This is a genomic window from Paenibacillus sp. sgz302191, assembly GCF_057749925.1.
In genome coordinates, this window is sequence record NZ_JBYLHY010000001.1 from 348,455 (window position 1) to 371,563 (window position 23,109).

22 protein-coding genes and 1 other annotated feature (1 of these 23 running past the window's edge) are annotated in these 23,109 nt (G+C 49.0%); of the genes, 16 read left to right on the plus strand and 6 right to left on the minus strand.

Annotated elements, in window-relative coordinates; all coding sequences use genetic code 11:
* Positions 1–26, plus strand: a binding site (T-box leader); it begins 236 nt to the left of the window's first position.
* A gap of 235 nt (positions 27–261) precedes the next feature.
* The 3 genes from AC3G2T_RS01465 to AC3G2T_RS01475 all read left to right on the plus strand — a co-directional run bounded on the left by AC3G2T_RS01465 (position 262) and on the right by AC3G2T_RS01475 (position 5,581).
* Complete coding sequence (locus AC3G2T_RS01465; protein WP_474682266.1) at positions 262–1,818, plus strand: 2-isopropylmalate synthase; 1,557 nt, start codon at positions 262–264, stop codon at positions 1,816–1,818.
* Positions 1,819–2,143: 325 nt separating this feature from the next.
* On the plus strand, positions 2,144–4,771 hold the full coding sequence (locus AC3G2T_RS01470; RefSeq protein WP_488434280.1) for a hypothetical protein: 2,628 nt from the start codon (positions 2,144–2,146) through the stop codon (positions 4,769–4,771).
* Positions 4,772–5,092: 321 nt separating this feature from the next.
* Positions 5,093–5,581 carry a hypothetical protein gene (locus AC3G2T_RS01475; protein WP_488434281.1) on the plus strand — a complete coding sequence of 163 codons (489 nt, stop codon included), beginning with the start codon at positions 5,093–5,095 and terminating at the stop codon, positions 5,579–5,581.
* A 120-nt stretch (positions 5,582–5,701) separates the two neighbouring features.
* Here AC3G2T_RS01475 and AC3G2T_RS01480 read toward each other — a convergent pair whose 3' ends face one another.
* Positions 5,702–7,651 (minus strand): ABC-F family ATP-binding cassette domain-containing protein, encoded by a 1,950-nt coding sequence (locus AC3G2T_RS01480; RefSeq protein ID WP_474683918.1) that lies wholly within the window; start codon positions 7,649–7,651, stop codon positions 5,702–5,704.
* Between the two features lie 224 nt (positions 7,652–7,875).
* Here AC3G2T_RS01480 and AC3G2T_RS01485 point away from each other — a divergent pair, with 224 nt between their 5' ends.
* The 8 genes from AC3G2T_RS01485 (at position 7,876) to groL (ending at position 14,247) form a co-directional block, all read left to right on the plus strand.
* Positions 7,876–8,502, plus strand: coding sequence for a 5-formyltetrahydrofolate cyclo-ligase (locus tag AC3G2T_RS01485; RefSeq protein WP_474683919.1), 627 nt, complete (start codon positions 7,876–7,878; stop codon positions 8,500–8,502).
* Positions 8,503–8,511: 9 nt separating this feature from the next.
* The gene (moaC, locus tag AC3G2T_RS01490; RefSeq protein ID WP_488434282.1) at positions 8,512–9,009 is read left to right on the plus strand and encodes a cyclic pyranopterin monophosphate synthase MoaC; all 498 of its coding nucleotides are present in this window, start codon (positions 8,512–8,514) and stop codon (positions 9,007–9,009) included.
* 18 nt (positions 9,010–9,027) lie between these two features.
* Complete coding sequence (gene mog, locus AC3G2T_RS01495; RefSeq protein ID WP_474683921.1) at positions 9,028–9,519, plus strand: molybdopterin adenylyltransferase; 492 nt, start codon at positions 9,028–9,030, stop codon at positions 9,517–9,519.
* 14 nt (positions 9,520–9,533) lie between these two features.
* Positions 9,534–10,529, plus strand: a complete 996-nt coding sequence (locus AC3G2T_RS01500; protein WP_474684109.1) for a molybdopterin-binding protein — start codon at positions 9,534–9,536, stop codon at positions 10,527–10,529.
* A 192-nt stretch (positions 10,530–10,721) separates the two neighbouring features.
* Positions 10,722–11,015, plus strand: a complete 294-nt coding sequence (locus AC3G2T_RS01505) for a twin-arginine translocase TatA/TatE family subunit (protein WP_488434283.1) — start codon at positions 10,722–10,724, stop codon at positions 11,013–11,015.
* A gap of 68 nt (positions 11,016–11,083) precedes the next feature.
* Positions 11,084–11,842 carry a twin-arginine translocase subunit TatC gene (gene tatC, locus AC3G2T_RS01510; RefSeq protein ID WP_474683923.1) on the plus strand — a complete coding sequence of 253 codons (759 nt, stop codon included), beginning with the start codon at positions 11,084–11,086 and terminating at the stop codon, positions 11,840–11,842.
* Positions 11,843–12,164: 322 nt separating this feature from the next.
* Complete coding sequence (groES, locus tag AC3G2T_RS01515) at positions 12,165–12,446, plus strand: co-chaperone GroES (protein ID WP_474683924.1); 282 nt, start codon at positions 12,165–12,167, stop codon at positions 12,444–12,446.
* Positions 12,447–12,618: 172 nt separating this feature from the next.
* Entirely contained in the window at positions 12,619–14,247 is a 1,629-nt protein-coding gene (gene groL / locus AC3G2T_RS01520; RefSeq protein WP_488434284.1) for a chaperonin GroEL, read from the plus strand.
* Positions 14,248–14,325: 78 nt separating this feature from the next.
* Here groL and AC3G2T_RS01525 read toward each other — a convergent pair whose 3' ends face one another.
* The 4 genes from AC3G2T_RS01525 to AC3G2T_RS01540 all read right to left on the minus strand — a co-directional run bounded on the left by AC3G2T_RS01525 (position 14,326) and on the right by AC3G2T_RS01540 (position 16,484).
* Positions 14,326–14,679: a tyrosine-type recombinase/integrase gene (locus AC3G2T_RS01525; protein WP_488434423.1), complete on the minus strand. Its 354-nt coding sequence runs from the start codon at positions 14,677–14,679 to the stop codon at positions 14,326–14,328.
* A gap of 118 nt (positions 14,680–14,797) precedes the next feature.
* Complete coding sequence (locus AC3G2T_RS01530; RefSeq protein WP_488434285.1) at positions 14,798–15,124, minus strand: hypothetical protein; 327 nt, start codon at positions 15,122–15,124, stop codon at positions 14,798–14,800.
* A gap of 17 nt (positions 15,125–15,141) precedes the next feature.
* A complete protein-coding gene (locus AC3G2T_RS01535) occupies positions 15,142–16,236 on the minus strand; it encodes a hypothetical protein (protein WP_488434427.1) in 1,095 nt (364 codons plus the stop codon).
* Complete coding sequence (locus AC3G2T_RS01540; RefSeq protein ID WP_488434286.1) at positions 16,149–16,484, minus strand: nuclease-related domain-containing protein; 336 nt, start codon at positions 16,482–16,484, stop codon at positions 16,149–16,151. The genes AC3G2T_RS01535 and AC3G2T_RS01540 overlap by 88 nt, the downstream gene beginning before the upstream one ends.
* Between AC3G2T_RS01540 and AC3G2T_RS01545 the strand changes: the two genes are divergently transcribed.
* Positions 16,431–17,111: a hypothetical protein gene (locus AC3G2T_RS01545; protein WP_488434428.1), complete on the plus strand. Its 681-nt coding sequence runs from the start codon at positions 16,431–16,433 to the stop codon at positions 17,109–17,111. The two genes, AC3G2T_RS01540 and AC3G2T_RS01545, sit on opposite strands and share 54 nt — an antisense overlap.
* Positions 17,112–17,668: 557 nt before the next feature.
* On the opposite strand, the gene AC3G2T_RS01550 is transcribed toward AC3G2T_RS01545, so the two are convergent.
* Positions 17,669–17,863 (minus strand): hypothetical protein, encoded by a 195-nt coding sequence (locus AC3G2T_RS01550; protein WP_488434287.1) that lies wholly within the window; start codon positions 17,861–17,863, stop codon positions 17,669–17,671.
* A 67-nt stretch (positions 17,864–17,930) separates the two neighbouring features.
* Here AC3G2T_RS01550 and AC3G2T_RS01555 point away from each other — a divergent pair, with 67 nt between their 5' ends.
* The 4 genes from AC3G2T_RS01555 to AC3G2T_RS01570 all read left to right on the plus strand — a co-directional run bounded on the left by AC3G2T_RS01555 (position 17,931) and on the right by AC3G2T_RS01570 (position 23,100).
* On the plus strand, positions 17,931–20,258 hold the full coding sequence (locus AC3G2T_RS01555; protein WP_488434288.1) for a sensor histidine kinase: 2,328 nt from the start codon (positions 17,931–17,933) through the stop codon (positions 20,256–20,258).
* The gene (locus tag AC3G2T_RS01560; RefSeq protein WP_488434289.1) at positions 20,255–20,881 is read left to right on the plus strand and encodes a response regulator transcription factor; all 627 of its coding nucleotides are present in this window, start codon (positions 20,255–20,257) and stop codon (positions 20,879–20,881) included. Before AC3G2T_RS01555 ends, AC3G2T_RS01560 begins: the two co-directional genes overlap by 4 nt.
* A gap of 10 nt (positions 20,882–20,891) precedes the next feature.
* Positions 20,892–21,824 carry a polyprenyl synthetase family protein gene (locus tag AC3G2T_RS01565; RefSeq protein ID WP_488434290.1) on the plus strand — a complete coding sequence of 311 codons (933 nt, stop codon included), beginning with the start codon at positions 20,892–20,894 and terminating at the stop codon, positions 21,822–21,824.
* Between the two features lie 103 nt (positions 21,825–21,927).
* Positions 21,928–23,100 carry an S-layer homology domain-containing protein gene (locus AC3G2T_RS01570; RefSeq protein WP_488434291.1) on the plus strand — a complete coding sequence of 391 codons (1,173 nt, stop codon included), beginning with the start codon at positions 21,928–21,930 and terminating at the stop codon, positions 23,098–23,100.
* The last annotated feature ends 9 nt before the right edge of the window (positions 23,101–23,109 follow it).

Sequence of the window (23,109 nt, forward strand, 5' to 3'; positions counted from 1 at the left end):
CGGGCTTTGGACCTGTCGTCTCTTTGATGGAGACGGCGGGTCTTTTTGTTGCAGTCAGGGAGGGAATCGGCAAATGAGGAATGGAACCGAAAGGCGCAACTGCAGTGCGCGAACGGTCCGTATCTTCAGTCCGATGCCGCCTGGCTGACGAATTCCGCGGGAGATCGGCCCGAAGTACCTGTAAACAATTTTTGCAAAATTCAAATTAAAGCAATGGCATATACATGAAACAACCTAAAAAAACTTTGGAGGTAGTTGACCATGGAAAACAAAAATCGCCGCATTCGCATTTTTGACACGACACTGAGAGACGGAGAACAGGCTCCCGGAGCTTCCCTGTACCCGGAGGAAAAAATCCGCATCGCCAGACAGTTGGCCCGAATGGGCGTAGATACGATCGAGCCGGGCTTCCCGATTTCCAGCCCCGGCGACTTCCAGGCCGTGCAGCAAATTTCCCGCGAGCTGCAAACGGTGGAAATCTGCGGCTTTGCCCGCGCGGTGAAGGCGGATATCGACGCCGCAGTGAAGGCAACGGAAGATGCGGCTATGCGCCGCATTCATATGTTCCTCTCCTCCTCGGACATCCATCTGGATTTCCAGCTTCGCAAATCGCGCCAGCAGGTCGTGGAAATGGCCCGCTCCATGGTCGCTTACGCCAAGCAATTCGTGGATCGCGTCGAGTTTTCGCCGATGGATGCGACCCGCACCGGCGACGAATTTTTGTTCGAGGTGCTGGAGGCCGTTATCGCAGAGGGAGCGACCATTTTGAACATCCCCGATACGGTCGGGTACGCGCTGCCTGAGGAGTACGGCAACATGTTCCGCAGAGTCCGCGCCGGCGTCAGAGGCGGAGATACGGTCGAGTACAGCGCCCACTGCCACAACGACCTTGGGCTGGCCGTAGCGAACAGCCTGGCAGCTATCGCCGCAGGCGTTACGCATGTGGAAGTAACCGTGAACGGAGTCGGGGAACGGGCGGGCAACTGCTCGCTGGAAGAGCTGGTCATGGCGATTGAAACCCGCAAGCAGACGATGGGCGTGGAGACGGGCATCGTGCCGGGCGAGGTGTTCAATACGTCCAAAATGGTCAGCCGCATTATGGGCTTCCCGATCGCATTCAACAAGCCGATCGTCGGACGCAACGCCTTTCAGCATGAAGCGGGCATTCACCAGGACGGATTGCTCAAAAACCGCAGCACTTACGAAATCATGGACCCCGAGAAGCTGGGCATTCCGCGCTCGATGATCATTTTGGGCAAGCACTCCGGCCGCCATGCGCTCAAGCACCGCGTAGGCCAGTTCGGCGTAGAACTGACTGCCGAAGAGCTGGATGCGCTGTACGCCCGCTTCAAGGAAAAAGCGGATGCGCAAAAAGTCGTGACCGACGACCAATTGATGGAGCTTGTCGGCGCTACGGTCGAAGGGCAGATGGAGGCGTTCACCCTGACCCATGTTCAGGTAGTCAGCAGCAGCGACCGCAGCCGCGTTGCGTCCGTTGCGGTTCGCCACAACGATACCGGCATGGAGCAAGTATACTCCGGCACAGGCGAAGGGCCGATCGAGGCGATCGTCAACAGCTTGAAGCAGGCGATGCCGATGCCAGTGGAGTTCTCCGACCTGGAGCTGCATTCGTTGTCCACAGGGGAAAAAGCTACCGGCGAAGCGGAAGTTACCGTAACGGTAGGTGGCGAAGTTTTCAAAAACACAGGCATCGATCAGGACGTTCTCGTCGCAGTGGCAAAAGCGTTCGTATCCGCCTGCAACCAAGCGGTCCGGATGCAAAATTCGGCCGTCAAAGCGGAGGCTTCCCCGGCTTAACAATTTATTCACAATGCATGTGGGTAAAGTTATCCACAACCCCTGTGCATAATGTGTATAACATTCGACAAATCTACGGATACCAACGTTTTCAAAATCTTAATAAAAAGAATAACTTTCTCACAGATTTTTGTGAATAATGTGGATAAAAATGTGGAGAAAGCAAAAAAAGCTTGATTTAGAGGCATATGATGCCTCTTTTTTTTGTGCATAAAGATGTGGAAAAGTGAATAATCCCACAGGGCGGGTCAGGCCGAGGCGTGCCGCTGCGAATATGTTGGCTTTTGGATGAAAATGCTATATGAAAAAACGGGGGGACATGCGCATGAAATGCCGAAACCGAGCTTTGCTTGCCGGCATCGCCATGTTATTGCTGAATGCATCCCCAGCGGCAGCCGCAGTCACGGTCCAACCGGTTGATCGTACGGACTGGGCCGGGCAAGGGGGGTGTATGGCAAAACAGGTCACGGTCGTTTCGATACCGGGATTTTCCTTTTTGGAGCTGCAGCCGGAACGGTTATCCGCACTTCCCCATCTTGCCCGATTGCTGGATCAGGCTGCGGTCGGAGCGATGAATATTCGTACGCCGAACAGAAGGATGCAGGATGTGTACGCATCGATCGGGGCCGGCCAAACGGCTGTCGGGTCCGTTGAAGCGCAGGCGCTAGAGGCCTCTCAGGCGTGGCAGGGAACGAATGCGGCGGATTTGCTGCTGCGATACTCGGGGCGGTCCGGAGCGGAAACAAGCGGCGGCTTGCTCGTGCCCAAAATCGGCATGCTCCACAAGGCGAACAAAGGCCAATTTGCGGAAAGCGCGGCAGGAACTTTAGGCGGGCTGCTCAAAAGCCAAGGCGTCCGCCGATCCGTATTCGGCAGCAGCGATCTGGGCGCAGCAGGCCGGGACGAGCAAAAGCTGCGGAGATACGCGGCGCTTATGCTCATGGACGCTAATGGCGCTGTGGACAGCGGACAAGTCGGGGAAGAAACCCTGACGGAAGCTGTGGACAGACCGTTCGGCGTGAAAAGCAATTATCCACAACTGCTTAAAGACTGGGAGCAAGAGAACGGCATGGCCGCAAATAAGGCGGTTCCGGCGGAGAATCGGAAAAATCTGCAAAACCTGCAAAACCCGGAAAGCTTGGAAAGGCTTGAAAGCCCGGAAAACCGGGAAAACCTGCAAAACCTGCAAAATCCGCAAAACCCGCGAAACCCGCAACCCCCACAACCCCCACTCTTCGGCGTGACGCTGCTTGAACTGGGAGACTTGTACAGATTGTACACGGATAAAGGGAGCTACGGAGAGGAGCGGTTTCGGGATCTTCAGCGGGAAGTGTTGTCGGAGATCGATGCTTTTTTGGGTGAACTGGTTGGGCGTATGGATGCGGGAATGCATTTGTGGATGTTCTCGCCCGAGGTGGGGCGCGATGCCGCCAAAGACAAGCTGCTGCTGTCTCCGCTTATTCGCTATTCCCCGGGGGGAACGGGAGGATTGCTGGCTTCGGAATCGACCCGGAGAACGGGGATCGTTACGTATCAGGACTTCACTGCCTCTTTGTTGGAGGAGTTCGGCGTCCGGGAAGGGGCCGGAGTGACGGGTCAAGCGGTTACCGTGCGTGAAGAGGGGCGGTCGCTGCCGAAGCTGCTGGATCAGCTCTCCGGCATTCAAACAGTGTACCGCTTGCGGCCGCTGCTGCTGTATCCGTTTGCCTCCTATGAAATTGCCGTGCTGCTGGTCAGCCTGCTGTATATTGCTCTCGTGCACGCAAAAATCGTTCGACGAGGCTTGAAGGTGCGCCGCTTGATTCGGACAGCGTTAATGACTGTGCTGGCTGCACCTGGCGTTCTGCTGCTTATGGGCTATGCGGTTGGGCCGCTGGCCGCAGCGGCTGGAGCGAGCGGGGCCATGGTCTGGCTTGCAGCGGCATTTGCCGCGGTTCTGCTGCCACTGTCGTACGCGCTGGAAAAAAGAAGTTTATCCGGCGCCATGATCGCGCTCGGATGCGGCACGGCCGCCCTGATTACGGCGGACGGCATGACGGACGCGCACGCGATGAAAGCTTCCGTGCTCGGCTACGATCCGATGATCGGCGCCCGCTACTACGGCATCGGCAACGAGTACATGGGCGTCCTGATCGGCGCCCTCGTCCTCGGCGTGACGGCGGCTTTGCAGCGCCGTCACGAGCGGCCGGAGCCCGCTGCGCCCGGGCTCCTTGCGGAAGCTCCGCGCACGCTCGCGGAGCGGGAAAGCGCCGCCGCAGCCGAGCAGGCCCGGCCCGCGGCGGCGCGCGGGGGTTCCGCCGCCGCCTGGCTAGCCGGCGCGGCGTTCTTGCTCGTGACGGCGTGCCTGGCGGCACCGTCACTCGGCGCGAACGCGGGCGGCGCTCTGAGCGCCGCGGTCGCCTTCGGCGCAGCCGGCGCGCGCTGCTTCGCCGGCGGCCGCTGGCGCGAGCTGCGCCCCGGCAGGACGGCGGTCCTGCTGGCAGCGCTGCTCGCGCTGGGGTTTGCCGCGCTGTGGCTGCTCAACAGCGCTGATTCTCCCGCGGCCGCCGCGCGGGAGAGCCATGTCGGGCGCGCGTTCGACGCGCTGCGCGCAGGGCAATTCGATCGGCTCGGCGAGCTGATCGTGCGCAAGCTGCGGATGAACGTGCACCTGATCGGCGCATCCGCATGGAGCAAAGTGCTCATCACGAGCCTGTTCGTGATGGCGGTGCTGGTGCTGCGCCCCCGTGGGCGGCTTATGCTGTGGCAGCGCCAATACCCGTACTGGATGTACGGGTTCTCGGCCAATACGCTCGGAGCCGTAGCAGCTTTGCTGCTCAACGACTCCGGCATCGTGGCGGCGGCGACGATGATCGTCTACGTCGCGGTGCCGATGCTCCTGCTGCGCCTGCAGGAGCTGGAGCTCCGCCCGCCCGACTCCGCCAGCGGGCCTGCAGCAAGACTCGCCGGCTAGAGCCGGCTCATCTCCTTGGCAGTGCGGAGAATTGCTGCAACAGCCCGCCATGCCGCCGGGCGCCACCCATGCCGCCGTCGCCGGTTTATCATCCTTTTGCTGCTGGATAGGCTTGCCTCGACTAAAAGCCTGCAAATTTCAGGCTGTTGAGAAAGTGATGTGTTAGAGGAACCGGAGGGGCGAACCTCTCTCGCGCAGGTTGCGGCGCTGCACATCGAGAGAGCATGAAGAGGCTGGACAGGGAGAAAACCTGCGAAAGTCAGGCATGTTGAGAAAGCCGCAATACTCAGTTAGGGCTACGGGAAACAGTGAGGCCCTAATTTGAGGGACAGCCACTTTTTCCGGGCGCGCACCTCTCCTTGTGAGATCGCGGAACTGAACAAAATGGGCGGGAGACATCGTGATAGGGAAAAAACCTGCGAAAGTGCAGGTTTTTTATCCGAAATTGGCGTATTTTGGCGAAAATCCTGCGAAAGTACAGGAATTTTCGCTAAAAGTGAACCTGAGCCCATGTCCCCGCTGAAAAGCCTGCACTTTTGCAGGAATTGTTCGTGGACAGCGATCAAGGACGCAAATTCATGTATTTTTGCAGGTTTTCTTCGTGCAGTCAAGCAAATTGTGGTTATCGCCTCTGACGCGGGGGTTTTACAAAAGCCTGCGAAAGTGCAGGCTTTATCCGTGAATGCAGCCCGTCTGGAGGAAAAGCCTGCAATTGTGCAGGAAATTCCCGATCATACCGGGCCTAAGCCCCGAATTTTAGCGAAAAAACTGCACATTTGCAGGAATTCCCGGAAACCAGCGCATCAGTGAGTAAAAAGCTGCACTTTTGCAGGCTTTCTGTTCAGGGGCCCGCAGGGGCGGCGATTTTTTGCCCGCCGGATGCCTGGGAGTCCGACCGAGGGAGTTACTTTTGTACATCGTACAGACTTACTAGACCAGCAGCGTCTCCCATTCTTCATAGCAGGCGGCGAGCTCGCTTTTTTTCAGCTCGGCCGCTGCCGTTTTCTTCTGCACGAGCACGTAATTGTTGTACACGTCCGGATCGGCCAGCTCGGCTTCGACCGCCGAGATTTCTTCTTCCAGCCGGGCGATGTCCTGCTCCAGCTGTTCAAGCCTGCGCTGGCGGTTGCGTTCTTCGCGCTTAGCCTGCTTGTCGGCTTCGTAGCTGCCGCCTGCGCCTGCACCTGAGCCCGCGGAGCTTCCTCCGGCGGCGGCGCTTTTCTTCTCGGCCTCTTTGGCCAGGCGCTTCGCTTCCATTTCGGCCAGCTCCGCCTTTTTTTCCACGTAGTCGTCGTAGTTGCCCAAATATGTGTGGATGCCGGCAGGGGTCATCTCCAGCATGCTTTCCGCCATTTTGTTCAGGAAATAGCGGTCATGGGAAATGAACAGCAGCGTTCCTTCGTAATCGATGAGGGCCGATTCCAGCACTTCCTTGCTGTACAGATCGAGATGGTTCGTCGGCTCGTCGAGAATGAGCACGTTCGCTTTTTGCAGCATCAGCTTGGCCAGCGCGACTCTTGCCTTCTCGCCGCCGCTCAGGGCGGACACTTTTTTGAACACGTCCTCACCGCTAAAAAGAAAGCTGCCGAGCACCGTGCGAATGCGCGCTTCCTCCAGATTCGGGTAGGCGTTCCAGACTTCGCCCAGCACCGAGTTGGCCGGATTCAGGCCGGTTTGCTCCTGGTCGTAATAGCCGATCGTCACATTCGCGCCCCATTTCAGGCCGCCCTGATCCTGCGCATGCTGTCCGATCAGCGTCTTGAGCAGCGTCGATTTGCCGATGCCGTTCGGCCCGATCAAAGCGGCGGTTTCCCCGCGGCGCAGGTGGAAGGAGATATTGTCCGCCAGCCGCTTTTTCCCGCCGTAGGAAAGCGCCAGGCCGTCAACCTGCAGCACCTCTTTGCCCGAGGTCTGCTCGATTTCAAAAGAAAACGAAGCCCGCTTCAAATCGCCCAGCGGCTTGTCGAGACGCTCCATTTTTTCGAGCGTTTTGCGGCGGCTTTGCGCTCTTTTGGTCGTGGAAGCCCTGACGATATTGCGCTGGACAAAATCCTCCAGCTTGGCGATTTCTTCCTGCTGCTTTTCGTACTGCTTCATTTGGATTTCGTAGTCGGCCGCCTTGATTTCAATGAAGCGCGAGTAGTTGCCTGTATACCGCCTGGAAGCGTGCCGCTCGATTTCATAAATGGAAGTGACAAGCGCGTCCAAAAAGAAACGGTCATGCGATACGACGAGAATCGCGCCCGGATATCCGCGCAAATAGCCTTCCAGCCACGTCAGCGTGGCGATGTCCAGATGGTTCGTCGGCTCGTCGAGCATCAGCAGATCGGGCTCTTCGAGCAGCATTTTGGCCAAGGCGAGCCGGGTTTTTTGCCCTCCGCTGAGCGTCGCCACTTTCGTCTCCGGCGGAAACTGCCCGAAGCCCATACCGTGCAAAATACCGCGGATTTTCGCCTCGATCTCGTATCCGCCCTGCTCGCGGAACCACTCGGATTTTTGCGCGTAGCGGTTCATGGTAGCTTCGTATTTTTTCTCGTCGGCTGCGAGATCGGGGTCGGCCATGGACGCTTCCAGCTCGCGCAGCTCTTTTTCCGCATCCAGCAGTCCCGCGAAAACGCCGAGCAGCTCGTTCCATATCGATTTGTCCGTGTTCAAGCCGCTGTTTTGGCGCAAGTAGCCGATTTTGGTTTCCTTCGCCTTGAACAGTTCGCCGCTGTCGTAGGATATCTCGCCAGCGATGATTTGCAGCAGCGTCGATTTGCCCGCGCCGTTGACTCCGACCAGGCCGATGCGCTCTTTATTTTCAATCTGCAGCGTTATATTGGAAAGCACGGAGCGTACGCCGTAACTTTTGGATAAGTTCGATACTTGCAATAACATCCTGCCTCTTGCCTCCTGCTTGAGTAATAATGCCGTCAATTTATTAGTATACACCATTTCTGCGGCGCGTCGTAAGCCGGATTTGCCCGGACACGGTTTCGGCCATGCGCTATTTTGCCTGCTGGAGGCGGTTTCGGCGGGCTTCGGGGTACGAGTGTAGTTTTTTTTCTTGTTTATGTTAAAATGAGGGAAACCACTCCTCTTTAGTGAAGGACTGAGCATCTATGAACATCCGAGAGCGGAAAATTGAACTGCGCAAGGCCGTTGAAGCGAAGCGCGCCTCCCTGACGCCCGAGGAGCGCAAAGAGAAGCAGCAACGCATCCATGAGCGCCTCGTCGCGCTGTGTGAGGACAAGCTGAAAGGGGCGGACGGCAATCAACCGGCTTCCCGCGTTCCGACGCTGCTTTCTTATATGCCGTTTCGTACTGAACCCGATATTGCTCCGCTTATGGCCTGGTGCTGGGACAACGGAATCCGCGTTTTGCTGCCGAGAGTGGCTGCCGATACGAAAACGATGAATCTGCATGTCGTACAAAGCCCGGATGATTTGGAAAAAGGCGCATACGGCCTCAGGGAACCCCGCCCGCATTTGGCGGTAGAGCACGATTTGTCCGTCATCTCGATGATTTTGGTGCCGGGACTCGCTTTCGATACGGATTATGGCAGGCTTGGTTACGGCGGCGGCTACTACGACCGCTTCATGCAGTTGTTTGCCGCACGCGGGTTGAAACGGCCTTTGGCGGTTGCCGCCGCTTTCGATATTCAGCTGATTCCCCAGGTGCCTTCTTCCTGGCACGATTTTCGGGTGGACTGTCTTGTAACCGAAAGCAGACAAATGTTTAAATCATAAAAGATTGAGGTGAGTGCGCTGAGCGAATCTCCGGATTTGACCCATTTTAACGAGCAGGGACGGGCGCGGATGGTCGACGTTTCCGATAAAGCGGAGACAAAGCGAGCTGCAACGGCGCGTTCCGCCATCATCATGAAGCCTGAGACGCTGGATTTGATCAAACAGGGCAAGCTGAAAAAAGGCGATGTGCTCGCCGTAGCCCAGGTAGCGGGCATTATGGCGGCGAAAAAAACGGCGGACTGGATTCCGATGTGCCATCCGATTCCGCTCACCGGCATTGACATCGTTTTTGGCGACAACGGTTTGAATGAATTATACATAGAAGCAACCGTGCGTACGACCGGCCAGACCGGAGTCGAGATGGAGGCGCTCACTGCCGTATCGGCGGCGGCGCTGACGGTCTATGACATGTGCAAAGCGGTGGAAAAGGACATGGTGATCGGCCCCACGATGTTGATCAGCAAAACGGGAGGCAAGAACGGGGACTTTCACCGCAGCGATCGATAAAGGGAGAGGTGACAGAGGATGAGCTGGAAGGTTGCGATTTTGACAGCCAGTGATCGCGGTTACCGGGGAGAGAGAGAAGACACAAGCGCACAGGTAATTCGCGAACTGGTCGAAGAAGAGATTCAGGGGGAAATCATCGAGTATCGGGTAGTGCCGGATGAAATGGATGAAATTATGGCTTCTTTGATTGAAATGACCGATTATTATCAGGCTGACCTCATTCTGACCACCGGAGGGACGGGGCTCGCTCCCCGGGATGTCACTCCGGAGGCGACCTTGAACGTAGTTGACCGCGTCGCGCCGGGATTCGCCGAGGCGATGCGGATGGTTTCGATGCAGCGGACGCCCAGGGCGATGCTTTCGCGGGCCGTCTCCGGCATTCGGGGGCGGACGCTCATTATTAATCTGCCGGGAAGCCCGAAGGGCGTGCAGGAAAATTTGATGGCGATTATCGATCAGCTGCCGCATGCACTCGGCATTTTGACCGGCAAAGAGGGTGATCACGGTTGAGCAAAGTGGATGGCATGCTTCGTGAAGTCAAAGTGGAAGATGCGGTCGGGATGATCCTGCCGCACGATTTGACGCAAATTTTGCCGGGCGAATTCAAAGGCCGCCTCTTTCGCAAAGGGCATCAAATCAGCGAAGGGGACATTCCCGCGCTCCTGAGCATAGGCAAGGAGCACATCTATGCGATGGAGCTTGAGCCCGGCTATCTCCATGAGGATGAAGCCGCCCTGCGCATGGCGCGGGCGGTTCAGGGAGCGAACGTGACGCTGACGGAGCCGCACGAAGGCAAAGTGAACGTGAAGTCGGCGATTCACGGATTGGCGCGAATCGATCGTGCTTTTATCGATCGCGTGAACGCGATAGATCAGATCGTCATGTCGACGATTCGGACGAACACGGTCGTGCAGGCCGGCGCTTCGCTGCTCGGGACGCGCGTCATTCCGCTGATCGTCGAGGAAGCGAAGATCGAGGCAATCGAGCGGCTCGCTGCGGAGCGGCGGGCGGAAGGCGCGGCTTTGGTCGAGGTCAAGCCGTTTCGCCGGCTGCGTGTCGGCGTCATTACGACCGGCAGCGAGGTGTTCAAGGGCCGAATCGAAGATAAATTCGGCCCGGTTGTCAAAGCCAAGGTCGCCGCGCTCGGCTCCGAGGTCGTGGACCAACGCTTCGTTCCGGACGACAGCGAGGCGATTGTTCGCGAAATCCGCGCTTTCCAGGCGGAGGGCGCGGATTTGATCCTGGTCACGGGCGGCATGTCCGTGGACCCTGACGATCGTACCCCGGGCGCGATCAAGCAGGCCGGGGCCCGTGTGGTCAGCTACGGCACGCCGATGCTGCCGGGCTCGATGCTGATGATCGCCTATCTGGGCGATCTGCCGGTTATGGGACTGCCGGGTTGCGTGATGCACGACCCGTACACGTCCTTTGACGTGCTTCTGCCGCGCATCTGCGCCGGCGAAGAGATTGTGCGCCAAGACATCGCCGAGATGGGCTACGGCGGCTTTTACCAATGTTAGCGGATGTTTAAAGAGCCGGCTTTGATAACGAAGCTAAATCCGAGGGATTACTCGGCATCGAATCTTGAACGAAATCGGGAAGTCCGGTACTCATGCAGCAAATCACTGCACTCCGTTCCTCCTTCTCCGATTATCGTCCAACCTTCTCGGTTCTGAAAGCAAGTTAAGCATAATAGATGGAGATGAAGCGATATGTTTCAAAATATCGGATTTACCGAGCTGCTGCTGATTGCGATCGTCGGGCTGCTGCTGTTCGGTCCGCAAAAGCTGCCGGAACTTGGCAGGGCGATAGGGCGGACGATCAGCGAGTTCAAAAAAGGGACGCGCGACCTGATGAATGACGTAAAAACGGCGCCGGGGCAGGAAACGGCGGTTAAATCCGACGTTATTGAAGCCGTCGGCGGGCAGGCGCCGCAAGGGCCGCAAGCCGAGTCCGCGCGCAAAGAAGCGGACGTGCCGGGCCCGTCGCGGCGGCTGCCGGACTAAGCCGGGGCTGTCGGGGATTAAGTGAGCGGGCAGACCGTTCGCTTCACAAAGGTTAGGTTGGTGGACACATGACAACGAATGAAGAAATGTCGCTCGTCGAGCATTTGAGCGAGCTTCGCAAGCGAATCATCTGGGTTTTGGTCGTACTGGTGCTCGGCATGGTAGTCGGACTTATTTGCGCCAGACCGATCATTCGCTTTCTCAAAAATATTCCCCCGGCCAGCGGCATCGGCTGGAACATCTTTTCGCCGTGGGATGCGCTGCGGTTATACATGAATTTTGGCCTGGCCGTAGGCATTCTGGTCACTTTGCCTGTCGCGCTTTATCATATCTGGGCTTTCGTTAAGCCCGGCTTGAGCGAAATTGAGCAGAAAGCTTCGATTATTTACATTCCTGCGGCGTTTCTGCTGTTTTTGGTGGGGATTGCCTTCGGCTATTTCGTCGTGTTTCCGATGGCTTTTTACTTTACGTCTTCCATCAGCAAAAGCCTGGAAATTACCGAGCTGTACGGGGCCGCACAGTATTTCTCTTTCATGTTCAACATCATCCTGCCGCTGGCGCTGTTGTTCGAGCTGCCGATTGTGGTGATGTTTTTGACCAAAATCCGCCTGCTGAACCCGAAACGGCTGCACAAATTCCGGCGCTACGCTTACATGGTGCTCGTTATTTTGGCCACCGTCATTACGCCTCCAGATGCGATTTCAGCGATCCTGGTTGCGGTGCCGCTTATCATTTTGTATGAGTTCAGCGTGTTTTTATCGGGAATTATTCATCGGAAGCAGCTCGCGAAAGATGCTGAGTGGGAAAAGGAATACGGCCCTAAATAACGACAGTCTGCGGTTTGCCGCAGGCTGTTTTTTGGCGCTTAAGGGGGCTGGGCGGCAAGGACCCGCGGACTTTTTGCCGGGAACCGGGTTCTGCAGTAACTCCGCCCGCCAGAATCCTATGAATTTTCTCGCGGCGAAGAATATTTGCATCCGCTTTGGATAGAATGAGGGGGGTGCCCCAAGAAGTGAAAAATGTGTAAAAAGACTTGCAAAATGCTTCTGGAATGATTATCATAAGAATTGTTGTTAGCACTAAACACATTCGAGTGCTAATAAGCTTGAAACATATCCAATACCTATTTCTAAAGGAGGCTATTTTTCCATGATCAGACCGTTAGGTGATCGCGTAGTCATTGAAGCCATTGCGAAAGAGGAGACAACTGCCAGCGGCATCGTGCTGCCGGATTCAGCTAAAGAAAAACCGCAAGAAGGCAAAGTATTAGCTGTTGGCGCGGGTGCATTGAAAGACGGCGTGCGTGTTCCGCTTGAAGTTAAAGAAGGCGACCGCATTATTTTCTCCAAATACGCTGGAACTGAAGTGAAATACGAAGGCCGCGAACTGTTGATCTTGCGCGAAAGCGATATTCTCGCTGTTTTAGCCTAATTTAGCAGTCATAGAGCTGCAGCAGCGCCCTGCGCTGACGGCAGCGCCGGTTCGAGAGTATACTTAAGTTTTTACCGAAATCGCTACTTACTTCGTATATGGATCCGTTCCGTCACCGGCTTGGTGAGGACGGTTTCGAAATATTTATAAATACAAGGAGGCTTCCTATATCATGGCAAAGGAAATTAAGTTCAGTGAAGACGCACGCCGCGCGATGCTTCGCGGGGTTGATGCATTAGCGAATGCCGTAAAAGTAACCCTGGGTCCGAAAGGCCGCAATGTTGTTCTTGAGAAAAAATTCGGCAGCCCGCTGATCACGAATGACGGCGTAACAATCGCGAAAGAAATCGAGCTTGAAGATGCTTTCGAGAACATGGGCGCTCAACTCGTTAAAGAAGTAGCTACCAAAACAAACGATGTTGCCGGTGACGGTACGACTACAGCGACGGTTCTGGCTCAAGCGATCATTCGCGAAGGTCTGAAAAACGTAACTGCAGGCGCTAACCCGATGGTTATCCGCAAAGGTATCGACAAAGCGGTTAAAGCGGCTGTAGAAGAGCTGAAAGCTATCTCCAAATCGATCGAAGGCAAACAATCCATCGCGCAAGTTGCTTCCATTTCCGCAGCTGACGATGAAGTAGGCCAATTGATCGCGGAAGCTATGGAAAAAGTGGGCAACGACGGCGTCATCACCGTTGAAGAGTCCAAAGGCTTCGCTACCGAGCTTGAAGTTGTAGAAGGTATGCAATTCGACCGCGGCTACACTTCCCCTTACATGATTACCGATACGGATAAAATGGAAGCTGTCCTTGACAACCCATACATCCTGATCACCGACAAAAAAATCTCCAACATCCAGGAAATCCTGCCTGTGCTTGAAAAAGTGGTGCAATCCGGCAAACAATTGCTGATCATCGCTGAAGACGTTGAAGGCGAAGCGCAAGCGACTCTGGTTGTGAACAAACTTCGCGGCACGTTCACTTGCGTAGCTGTTAAGGCTCCTGGCTTCGGCGACCGCCGCAAAGCTATGCTGGGCGACATCGCTGCATTGACCGGCGGCCAAGTGATCACGGAAGAGCTGGGATTGGATCTGAAATCCGCAACTCCTGATCAACTGGGCAGCGCGCGTCAAGTTCGCGTAACTAAAGAAAACACGATTATCGTGGACGGCGCTGGCGACAAAAAAGACATCGGCGCTCGCATCACGCAAATCCGTGCTCAACTGGAAGAAACGACTTCCGATTTCGATAAAGAAAAACTTCAAGAGCGTCTGGCTAAACTTGCCGGCGGCGTAGCCGTTATCAAAGTTGGCGCAGCGACTGAAACCGAGCTGAAAGAGCGCAAACTGCGCATCGAAGACGCTCTGAACGCAACTCGCGCAGCCGTTGAAGAGGGCATCGTTTCCGGTGGCGGTACAGCCCTCGTGAACGTGTTCAACGCCGTAGCCAAAGTTGCCGCTTCCGGTGACGAGCAAACAGGCGTTAACATCATCCTGCGCGCTCTGGAAGAGCCTGTTCGCACGATCGCGGCTAACGCCGGTCAAGAAGGCTCCGTTATCGTTGAGCGCCTGAAAAACGAAAAAGTCGGCATCGGCTACAACGCAGCTACCGGCGAGTGGGTAAACATGTTCGAAGCAGGCATCGTCGACCCTGCCAAAGTAACGCGCTCCGCGCTGCAAAACGCAGCTTCCGTAGCGGCAATGTTCCTGACAACCGAGGCTGTCATCGCCGACAAGCCTGAAAAAGACAAACCAGCTATGCCAGACATGGGCGGCATGGGTGGAATGGGCGGCATGATGTAATCAGCTTGCCAAAACCCTTTTAAATAAAGCAACGGCGGGCTTCCAAGTGAAGTCCGCCGTTTGAAACTCACGAAAAAATCACATTTCTTGCAAAAGGACTGCCCCGAGGATGTCACCAAAGTGAATTTTAATCGTTTGGTTGGCATCCTTTTTCATTTTCTCAGTAACGTGAGTATAGATTTTCATGGTGGTGTCAGGGTCATCATGACCGACACGCCGCATGACCGTTTTGAGATCTATTTCAGCCTCTGCAAGCATACTGATATGCGTGTGTCGAAAGATATGTGGTGTAGCCGATTTTTTGATCGTCGTTTTCTTGAGTATGCGTTCCATGCGGATAAGGATATTTTTCGGGATATAGGGATACCCATTGTCCCTGCAGAAGACAAAATGGTTATCGTGAAAGTCTTCAAACTCATGGCGGTGCTTCATTTTGAATTTGGCCGAGGGTATGGAATACTGTGCCAGCAAGAATAGACATTTAACATTTTATTAGGCTAGAGAGGGCTACCTACTGTGTTAAGCGGCGCGTAGCCCAATATTGTTTATTCTAAAAGTGCTTGTATTTTTCTGCTTTTTCCTTCCAATCTCTCCAATAAGAGCCGCCCTCCGGGTAAAAGGTTGCAATTTTTCTTGCGATTTTACCAGCTTCCCCCAATTGATCTGCCTTTACAGCAGAATTAAAAGCTCTTTCCATACAGCTATGCCAAGGGTCTCTCCCCTCTGGATAATTGTCAGCTAAATCAAGTGCGAGTTCTAAAGCTTTTTCGTGGTGCCCTTCCCTTATTGCGGCATTGGTTGCAAGCTCTATATGATCCTTCCATGCCCCACTGCCCTTAACGTATTCCAATGCTCGTTTTAAATGTTCACGGTACATAAAATGTTCCTCTCAATCTAACGGATAATATTATTTTGCTTAAAATCAAATTTAGCATTCATAGTTGCCTTATCGAGCTTACTTCCGTTCTTAACAATCGTAGTATATTCATTGCCAACTTCAAATGAAATTACATCGTTTTCCACGGAAAACTCCTTAGAGCTATCGGCAGCTTCTGAAACAATAAATTTCTTGTTTTTATAGAACTCAATTTTGCTTCCTTGCTTAAAAGTTTTTTCCACTACAGCTTTGTTACCATCAAAAATGCTAATATAAGTCGCTCCACCATCTACGCTAAACGTCATGACAACAGGGGATTCTTCTTCTACAGTCGTTACCACACTATTTTTAATGTTATCTACCTGTTCATTCAGAGATTTATGAACAGATGTAAACGAGCTTTTAATAGCGCTTGAATAATGAAATGTTAAAAACACAAGGATTCCTAGAAATACAGGGAGCCGAATACGTTTAAACAAGCGTTTGTTGAAAAAGAACTGTAGTATTGGTCTCTTATCAATCCGTATACCGGCAATACGATCCTGCATGATTTGTTCTACATACTGAACGTGATTCTTTATATTAAGCTCCCATAACAACCCGTCTGCGTCCAATTGCTTCATTGGATAGTCCGCTTTAAGCCCTTTGCTTTCATATATCTTTAGTATTTCAACCGCTTCTTTTTTAGTGCCGCGAATTGTGACGGTTCTCCGATCCTCCAGCCCTGCGTAATTCTTATGTATCCAGTCCCAATGATTTAAAGGTTGGGAATGCTTAATTGCTGTTGCTAATTTTAGCAGCACTTCCTCCTTGAAGTTCTTGCCTTCATTTAGCATGATTTTGAAGGCAGCCTTGAAGCCTCCAGAAGCAAGTTCGGATGTTCCGAAATTTTTTCGTATTCCCCCATTGTTTAAAATCTCCATTGGAAAAATTCTATTTTCGAACTGTGGTTCTCCTGGGAAATTAGCACGCAGCCATATTTTCAACCGTTCGACATGAAGGGCGTTTTGTTCTGTAGGGTTACTTACTGCCTTTTTCCCTCCAAGTCTCCATTCGTTAGTCGCATCAATGTCAAAAGTACCTTTTCCAGTACATAAATACCGTATGGACATAGTACCAAATGATCGATCTGTGCAAATTTGTTCGGTGTGGCCTCTAAGATTACATCGTTCATAACAATATAGTTTCGTGGTAACAAGAGGAGAGCAAGTTTAACTTTCAACTCACCCCAAGCCCCCTTTTGAACATTTCTTTTAATACGCTCCTGCTCTTCTTGAGACAAATTGTTGTTTCTATAGGCGATTTTTTGATAGAACAACTTTCGAATTTGTTTATTTTGCGAAATGATTCTGGGAAACAAATGCTATCACTCCAAGGAATTAGTCCGTTTCACCCAATTATACACTTGTTACCAAAATTTTTAAATTGTCGTTTAAAGGAATTTACTGTCGAGCAAAGTCGTGGTAAAAATGATACCGATCTTGAAACTATCTCAAAATGGGACTGTTGGGGTTCTACTAAACACTTTTTGCGTTACCGCTATCATCCGATTGTAATGAAGGAACTGATATTACATAAACGGCATGTACCAGCGCCTAGGAAAGATAAAGATAAGTATCAAAAAGACTTGCTGGCTGCCTGTGAAGAATTAATTGATTCAAATAAAAGGATAACTACCGAAATTGTTTCGCAAAAGATTGGTGTATCACCTAAAACGCTACATAAATGGGGCTTTGAAACATATATTAACAAGATGAAAGAAATGCAGAGTACCCAAAAATTAAGCGAACTTAGAGCTACAATAACAAGGAAAGTAGAGAATTATTTCAAGGAGATGACTAACGAATTTGTTTATTCCAAAGATATTTATCGATATATTGGAGTAAGTCAAACGTATTTACGAAAAGTCGCTCCTGAAATAAATACTTATATAAATCAGATTCGGATTTCTCATAATAGTGGGATGAGAGATAATGTTGGTCTTTAGTAGTCCACATGCTTTGCTTTTATTTATAAAATACTTGAACATTGCGAATTCATTTGAATGTTGGGGCAGACCAATAACGCAATCAGTATTTCAATGTTTAGGCAGACACCTTGAGTTGCCGGAAAATATCGAAAAGATGTTTCTTTTCGAGGACTTGCTGATATACAAGGCGATGATTTATCCAGATTCACTTGAAAATACACTTGGAAAAATAAGAAGGTGAAAAATGCAAGTGAAACCTACTGCTTTATGTTTGCCGGCTATGCTCGATTGTTTGCAAAAACAATAACATTAAAACGCTATGTCATTTTGCTGAGATTCCGCTACAAAAATTGCGAGTACTCTCTCAGGAGTCGTTAAAATGGGAAAAGGCCGTTCTTCCGAAGGAGGAAGTATACGCGGCCATGGGATGATGTTCACTTCAGTGTATATAGGGTTGCGAACGAATCAACTTGTAAATCATTTTGTCCTGCTAAATGTAGGTACATTGCACTAATACTGATCCTCTAAAGATTATTATACAATTTATCTTTAGTTTGGTAGAATAATACTGTGATTTAATCCCAGTTATTTCTAATTATTAATAATTGTTCAGTTCTTATGTTTACGGGATGATTAAATGTTCTTGCTGCCGCGGCGATCTCAGTTTTCGATACTGGTAGTTCTTTGATGGTAGAGATGTGGTTTAATTCGGCACGTTTTAATGTGTGGATGTAATATTTCAATTGCGGGGCTAACTCAATTTTGGTCATGGTTGCTCTTCCCCTAACATGGAAAGTTTATTTAAATGTAGTATAACAAAATAATAGAATGTGGTGAATGATGATTGTGAGAAATAAGTATATAGTTGGGCTATGTATTTTATTTTTTATCCTATTGCAGTTGTGGTGTTCCTCTATAACTTTCTTTTATCCGTATATTGGGATCTCAGTAACGCTTAACCAACAACATCAGTGGATTATCTCCGAAATTGACCAAGATAGTGCCAGCGCTAAAATGGATATCAAACTGGGGGATGTTGTTAAACGGGTTAACCACAACCTTCCTAGTGAAAATTCCTTTGTTCAGAAATGGAAAGTTATCGAGCAAACTGAAGAATTATTGATTTCAAGGAATGGACAGGAACATGAAATCATATTCGACAAGAACAGTACCTACATCCACGATATAATTCCAATCATGGAAGAATTGATATGTCTATCAATGTTTATGTTTCTTCTTTTTAAATTGCGTCGTTCTGAGTCAGCAAAGTTACTTGCAGTTATATTTTTTGCCGGAGCCATCATTTTAATGAGTTATGGCGCTTCTGTTCGGGGAGACACTCTAGGCAAGGTGCTAATCTCAAGTTTTGTTATGGCTCTCCCTGTTCTTTTTTTTCATTTTTTGATTGTGTTTTTTAGGGAAAAAGGGGGGCTAGCAATACAGGGTTACTCTCTAAAATGGCTATATGCTATTGTTTTATTATCATTTTCTTTAAGATGTTTATACTTCTTTCCGCCTATGCTTGTTATATATCATTATAATACCCTTGGGACTTTAGGCTTTTTTGTTTTTGGTTTTTTGATGAATTTGAGTGTTCTTACAATATTATATGTTAAAACGCGAAAACAGCAACCCAATGTTTCAAGCATAATTAGAAGCATCGGGGTTTCATTAGGGCTTTCTTTTTCGCCAATTATTGTATTTTCCTTTATCCCTAAATTAATTTTTGGAATTCAATTTATGAATGCTTTATATGCAAGTTGGCTTGTTTTAATATTTCCTATTTCTTTTATCTATTTAATTGTTTCCAACCAGTTGTACGATACAGGTCTTGTTATCCGGCGTTTCTTATTTGGGTGTCTAATTGCAATTATACCAGCAAGTCTGTTTACAGGTATGTACGCAATTTTCTTCCGCCAAATAATTGATGAAAAACAGGTATTATTTATCTTTGCCGGGACACTGATTCTTGTTTCTATTTGTTTATACGGAGCTGAGTATATGACTGTTCGGCTTGAACCATTTTTCTTTCCAAGGAAGTTTGTTTTGAAATCAGCACTAAAGAAAATATCTAAAAATCTTGTCTCCGTCTCAAGTTTTCGCGAGCTAAAAGATAGTGTGCTTACCGATATTGTAGGGACACTTCAGGTCATGGGTGGAGCTATTGTGTTTTATTATAAGGACAATATGGAAATCGTTTATGAAGGGGAGATAGATATTACTGAAATTAAACAGCTTGTCAAAAATTCAGTAATATCTACTCATCCTCTTTATACCTCTATTGAAATGAACCGAAACGAAGAGTATACAAGCTACCTGGTGTTGACATGCAAAAAGTCAAATACGCTGCTCGGAAAGGAGGAACTGCAGTGGTTAGACTTGATTACATCATATTTGGAAGTTAGTTTAGAAAATGTTCATTTGATCCGTAAATTAACATTTGGTATGCAGCAATTTGCCTCACAGATCCCTCATGAAAATGCAGCTCAAGAGTTCCAGTGGTTTCGTAAGGTTATGTTTGAATTGCAGGAACAAGAGCGGATTCGCATTGCTACTGATCTTCATGATACAACGATGCAAGATTTATTTTTCCTCAAAAGGAGATTTACCGCTGTTACTGAGAGATATATCATGAGCAAAGAGGATCGTAAGCAAATGGATAATATGATTCATTATTTGGAGATGATTAATGCAGGTTTGAGGCAAAGTTGTTTTGAGCTTCATCCTCATTTATTGAAGGATGTTGGTTTGATCTATACATTGAATTTGTATATGGAGAAAGAGGCTTTCATGACTCCTTTTGAGCTCGTTTTCAACTTTGATGCTCCATCGATCGAAAATAAGGATTTATTGACCAAACGGCATATCTTTCGCATCGTTCAAGAGTTGCTAAACAATGCCAAAAAACATTCGCAGGCGACAGTAGTTAGGCTCCAACTTACAGAAGATAGCGAAAGTTTTAATTTGATTTATGAGGATGATGGGATTGGTTTTGACGGCATTGGGACAATACGGAATAAGGAGAGTGGATTAACGGGATTAGGGCTTGAAAACATAAAAAGTCGGGTATTGCATATGGATGGTTGTTTTGAGCTAGTTGCAGAGAGAGGTCAGGGCTCCAAGTTTTTCATTAAGATACCAACTAGGGAGGTTATGTCTGCATGAGTGTTAAAGCGCTTGTTGTTGATGATCATCCATTATTTGCAGAGGCAACAAAATCATTATTGAATGAAATGGATGGAATTGAAGTGATTGGTGTTGCGGGTAGCGGTGAACAGTGTATGAAACAAGTATCAATGGACAAGCCAGATCTAGTTTTTTTAGATTATATATTGCCCGATCAATCTGGAAAGGAGGTTGCAACTCAGATTAAAAGTAAATATCCCGAAATTCATGTCATTATTTTTACCGGAGTCGAATTAAAACAAATTTATCCAGTATTAAATAAAATTAATGTAAGCGGTGTTTTGTCAAAGGAGTCGGGCCGGCGGACAATCACTAATATGGTGAATTGTATTCTGGATAATCACACAATGATCCCACTTTCGATGTATAGTAAAACAGATGAGGGAACTTTCCTTGAAAGAGATGTACTTTGTGAGGAAGAGATACTTTTAATGAATATGATGGTACAAGGTGCTACTCATGAGCAAATGGCGGATAAAATTCATTTGAGTAAACGAACGGTTGATAATTATTTGAGGAAAATTTACGAAAAACTGGGCGCAAAATCGAAAATGGAAGCGGTAGAGAAATTCCTGAAAAGCAAGTATAACGTACGGACTTAGGGGTGAACAGTTGGAACAAAACGTTAGATTGTACATGGGGCAGATTATTGATGATTATATTTACTTTGATGAATTGAACAAGTTGATTAAATCATTTATTTCTGATTATGCTCAGGAAAAGCCCTCATGGTCAGAGATTACAATTTGTACGCATTATATGCTAAAAGGTTCCTCGCCATATATACATCGAATAGGGGCAGTAACGGAACTTATTATTTTGTGCTCGAATATTGTAGATGATTTACAGGATCAGGATCAGAAGGGCAAGCTATGGATGCAATGCCCGCAAGCTATGGTATTAAACGCAGTTATATCTTTACTTATGGGAGCTTTTGGTGAGTTAGGGAAACTACAAGTCACTGGGGAGATGCTTCTTGAGATAAGCAAGGTTGTCTCAAGGTCGATCAATGGACAACATAAAGATGTGACCAGTTCGATTTTTACTGAGGATGAATACTTTGTGATGACACAAGAGAAATCAGGTTCTATCTTTAGACTTGCTTGTTTAATGGGTTATCTATTATTAGATAATTGTACAGAAGAAGCAAAAAATCATCTAAACCAACTGGCAGATTATATCGGACTTATCCACCAGATCCAAAATGATATGACTGATCTGACTCGATTGGATAAAAGTGACCTGCTGAGGAAGAAACGTACATTACCCGTGTTGTATTTGTTGTCTGTGGATGATCCAGCTTTTAGTCAATTACAGAACTATTATGCCGGTAGTATTCCAGACGACTTTTTGAGGAATGAGAATGAAGAGTTTAAAAAGATGATATACGACTCTGGATGTATCGAATTTTCGCGGACTGTTCAATTGATATGCCTTCAAAAAGCTGAAAAGTTTTTTTCTGATTTGCAGGCTATCTCTCCGTGGAAAGAAAGATTTAAAGAAATTACGTTTGCCGCTTTCATGGAAGAGGAAGTGAAAGGGTGACCGATGCCCTTGATCAAAAGCATGAAACCAACTTTATCTGAAGAGAGGGATATTTACGTTTACTTTCGTTCGCATTTTATGTTGTTTCTTATCACTATCATTAATGGGTTCTTTTCCTGGAACATCTTTTGCGTCTGATTCAAAGCTTGCTTTCCGCGATCTGGATATAACCCATTGGTCCTACCCTACATTTGAATGGGCTGTTTCAAATAACATAACGGTCGGATTCGATGACGGAACCGTTCGTCCAGATGACACGATTACGGAAGAACAGCTTGTCGCGCTGTTAGTGAGGTCTTTTGGGGATATTCCGAACTCTGACAAATCGAATTCATGGTCAGATAAGTATTACTTGTATTTAAAAGAGAAAAATTATCCGTTAACAAATTCACGGAACGCTGCAATAACTCGAAAATCTATGGCGGAAATCATTTCTTCAACTCAAGGGGTAAATTATTCGGATAAGTATGCTATTAAGTATCTTTTAGATCATGGATTAATAAACGGGAAAACGTCCGCAACTATAGAAGGATTTAAGGGAGATGACTATTTGACTCGTGCAGAAGCTCTTCAAACACTTAAAAACTTGCATGAAAAGCTTCAAAATAAGACATTGGCTAACAGACCCCAATCCCCAAGTGATATAAGTATACTGAAAATCCCTCAGTTGATTGTTGAGAAATTGAAAACGATAGGCAATGCAGAGCAAGTAATTGTGGTGACTGCAGATGATTACAATCAAGTTTCCGTTAAAATTGAGACTTTTGAGAAAGAAAATGGAATTTGGCATAAGAAGTTCCCATTAATGAAAGGAGTTATTGGTAAAGACGGATTTACATCTGATATGAGCGAATATGTGAAAAAATCCCCGGAGGGAGTGTTCACATTAAGTCAGGCATTCGGAAAGTACGAAAATCCTGGAACAAAACTAAGTTATAGGAAAACCAACGAAAATGATTTTTGGGTAGATGACCCTGATTCCTCTTTTTATAACACTTGGCAAGAAGGTCCAGCTAATGGAAGATGGAAATCGGCAGAAGCCCTTTTGAGAAAAGATACGCTATATGATTATGCGGTTGAAATTAATTATAACCTTGAGCGTATTCCAGGTAAAGGAAGTGCTATATTTCTTCATGTTTGGGGAGGGGAAGGAAAGAGTACAGCTGGGTGTACGGCCATGCCTGAATCTGACTTGCTGAAAATCATGAGCTGGCTTGACCCCGCCAAGAAACCAGTTATTGTACAGGGTGTAGAGAAAAACCTTCATGAAATGTAGTCTTAAAGG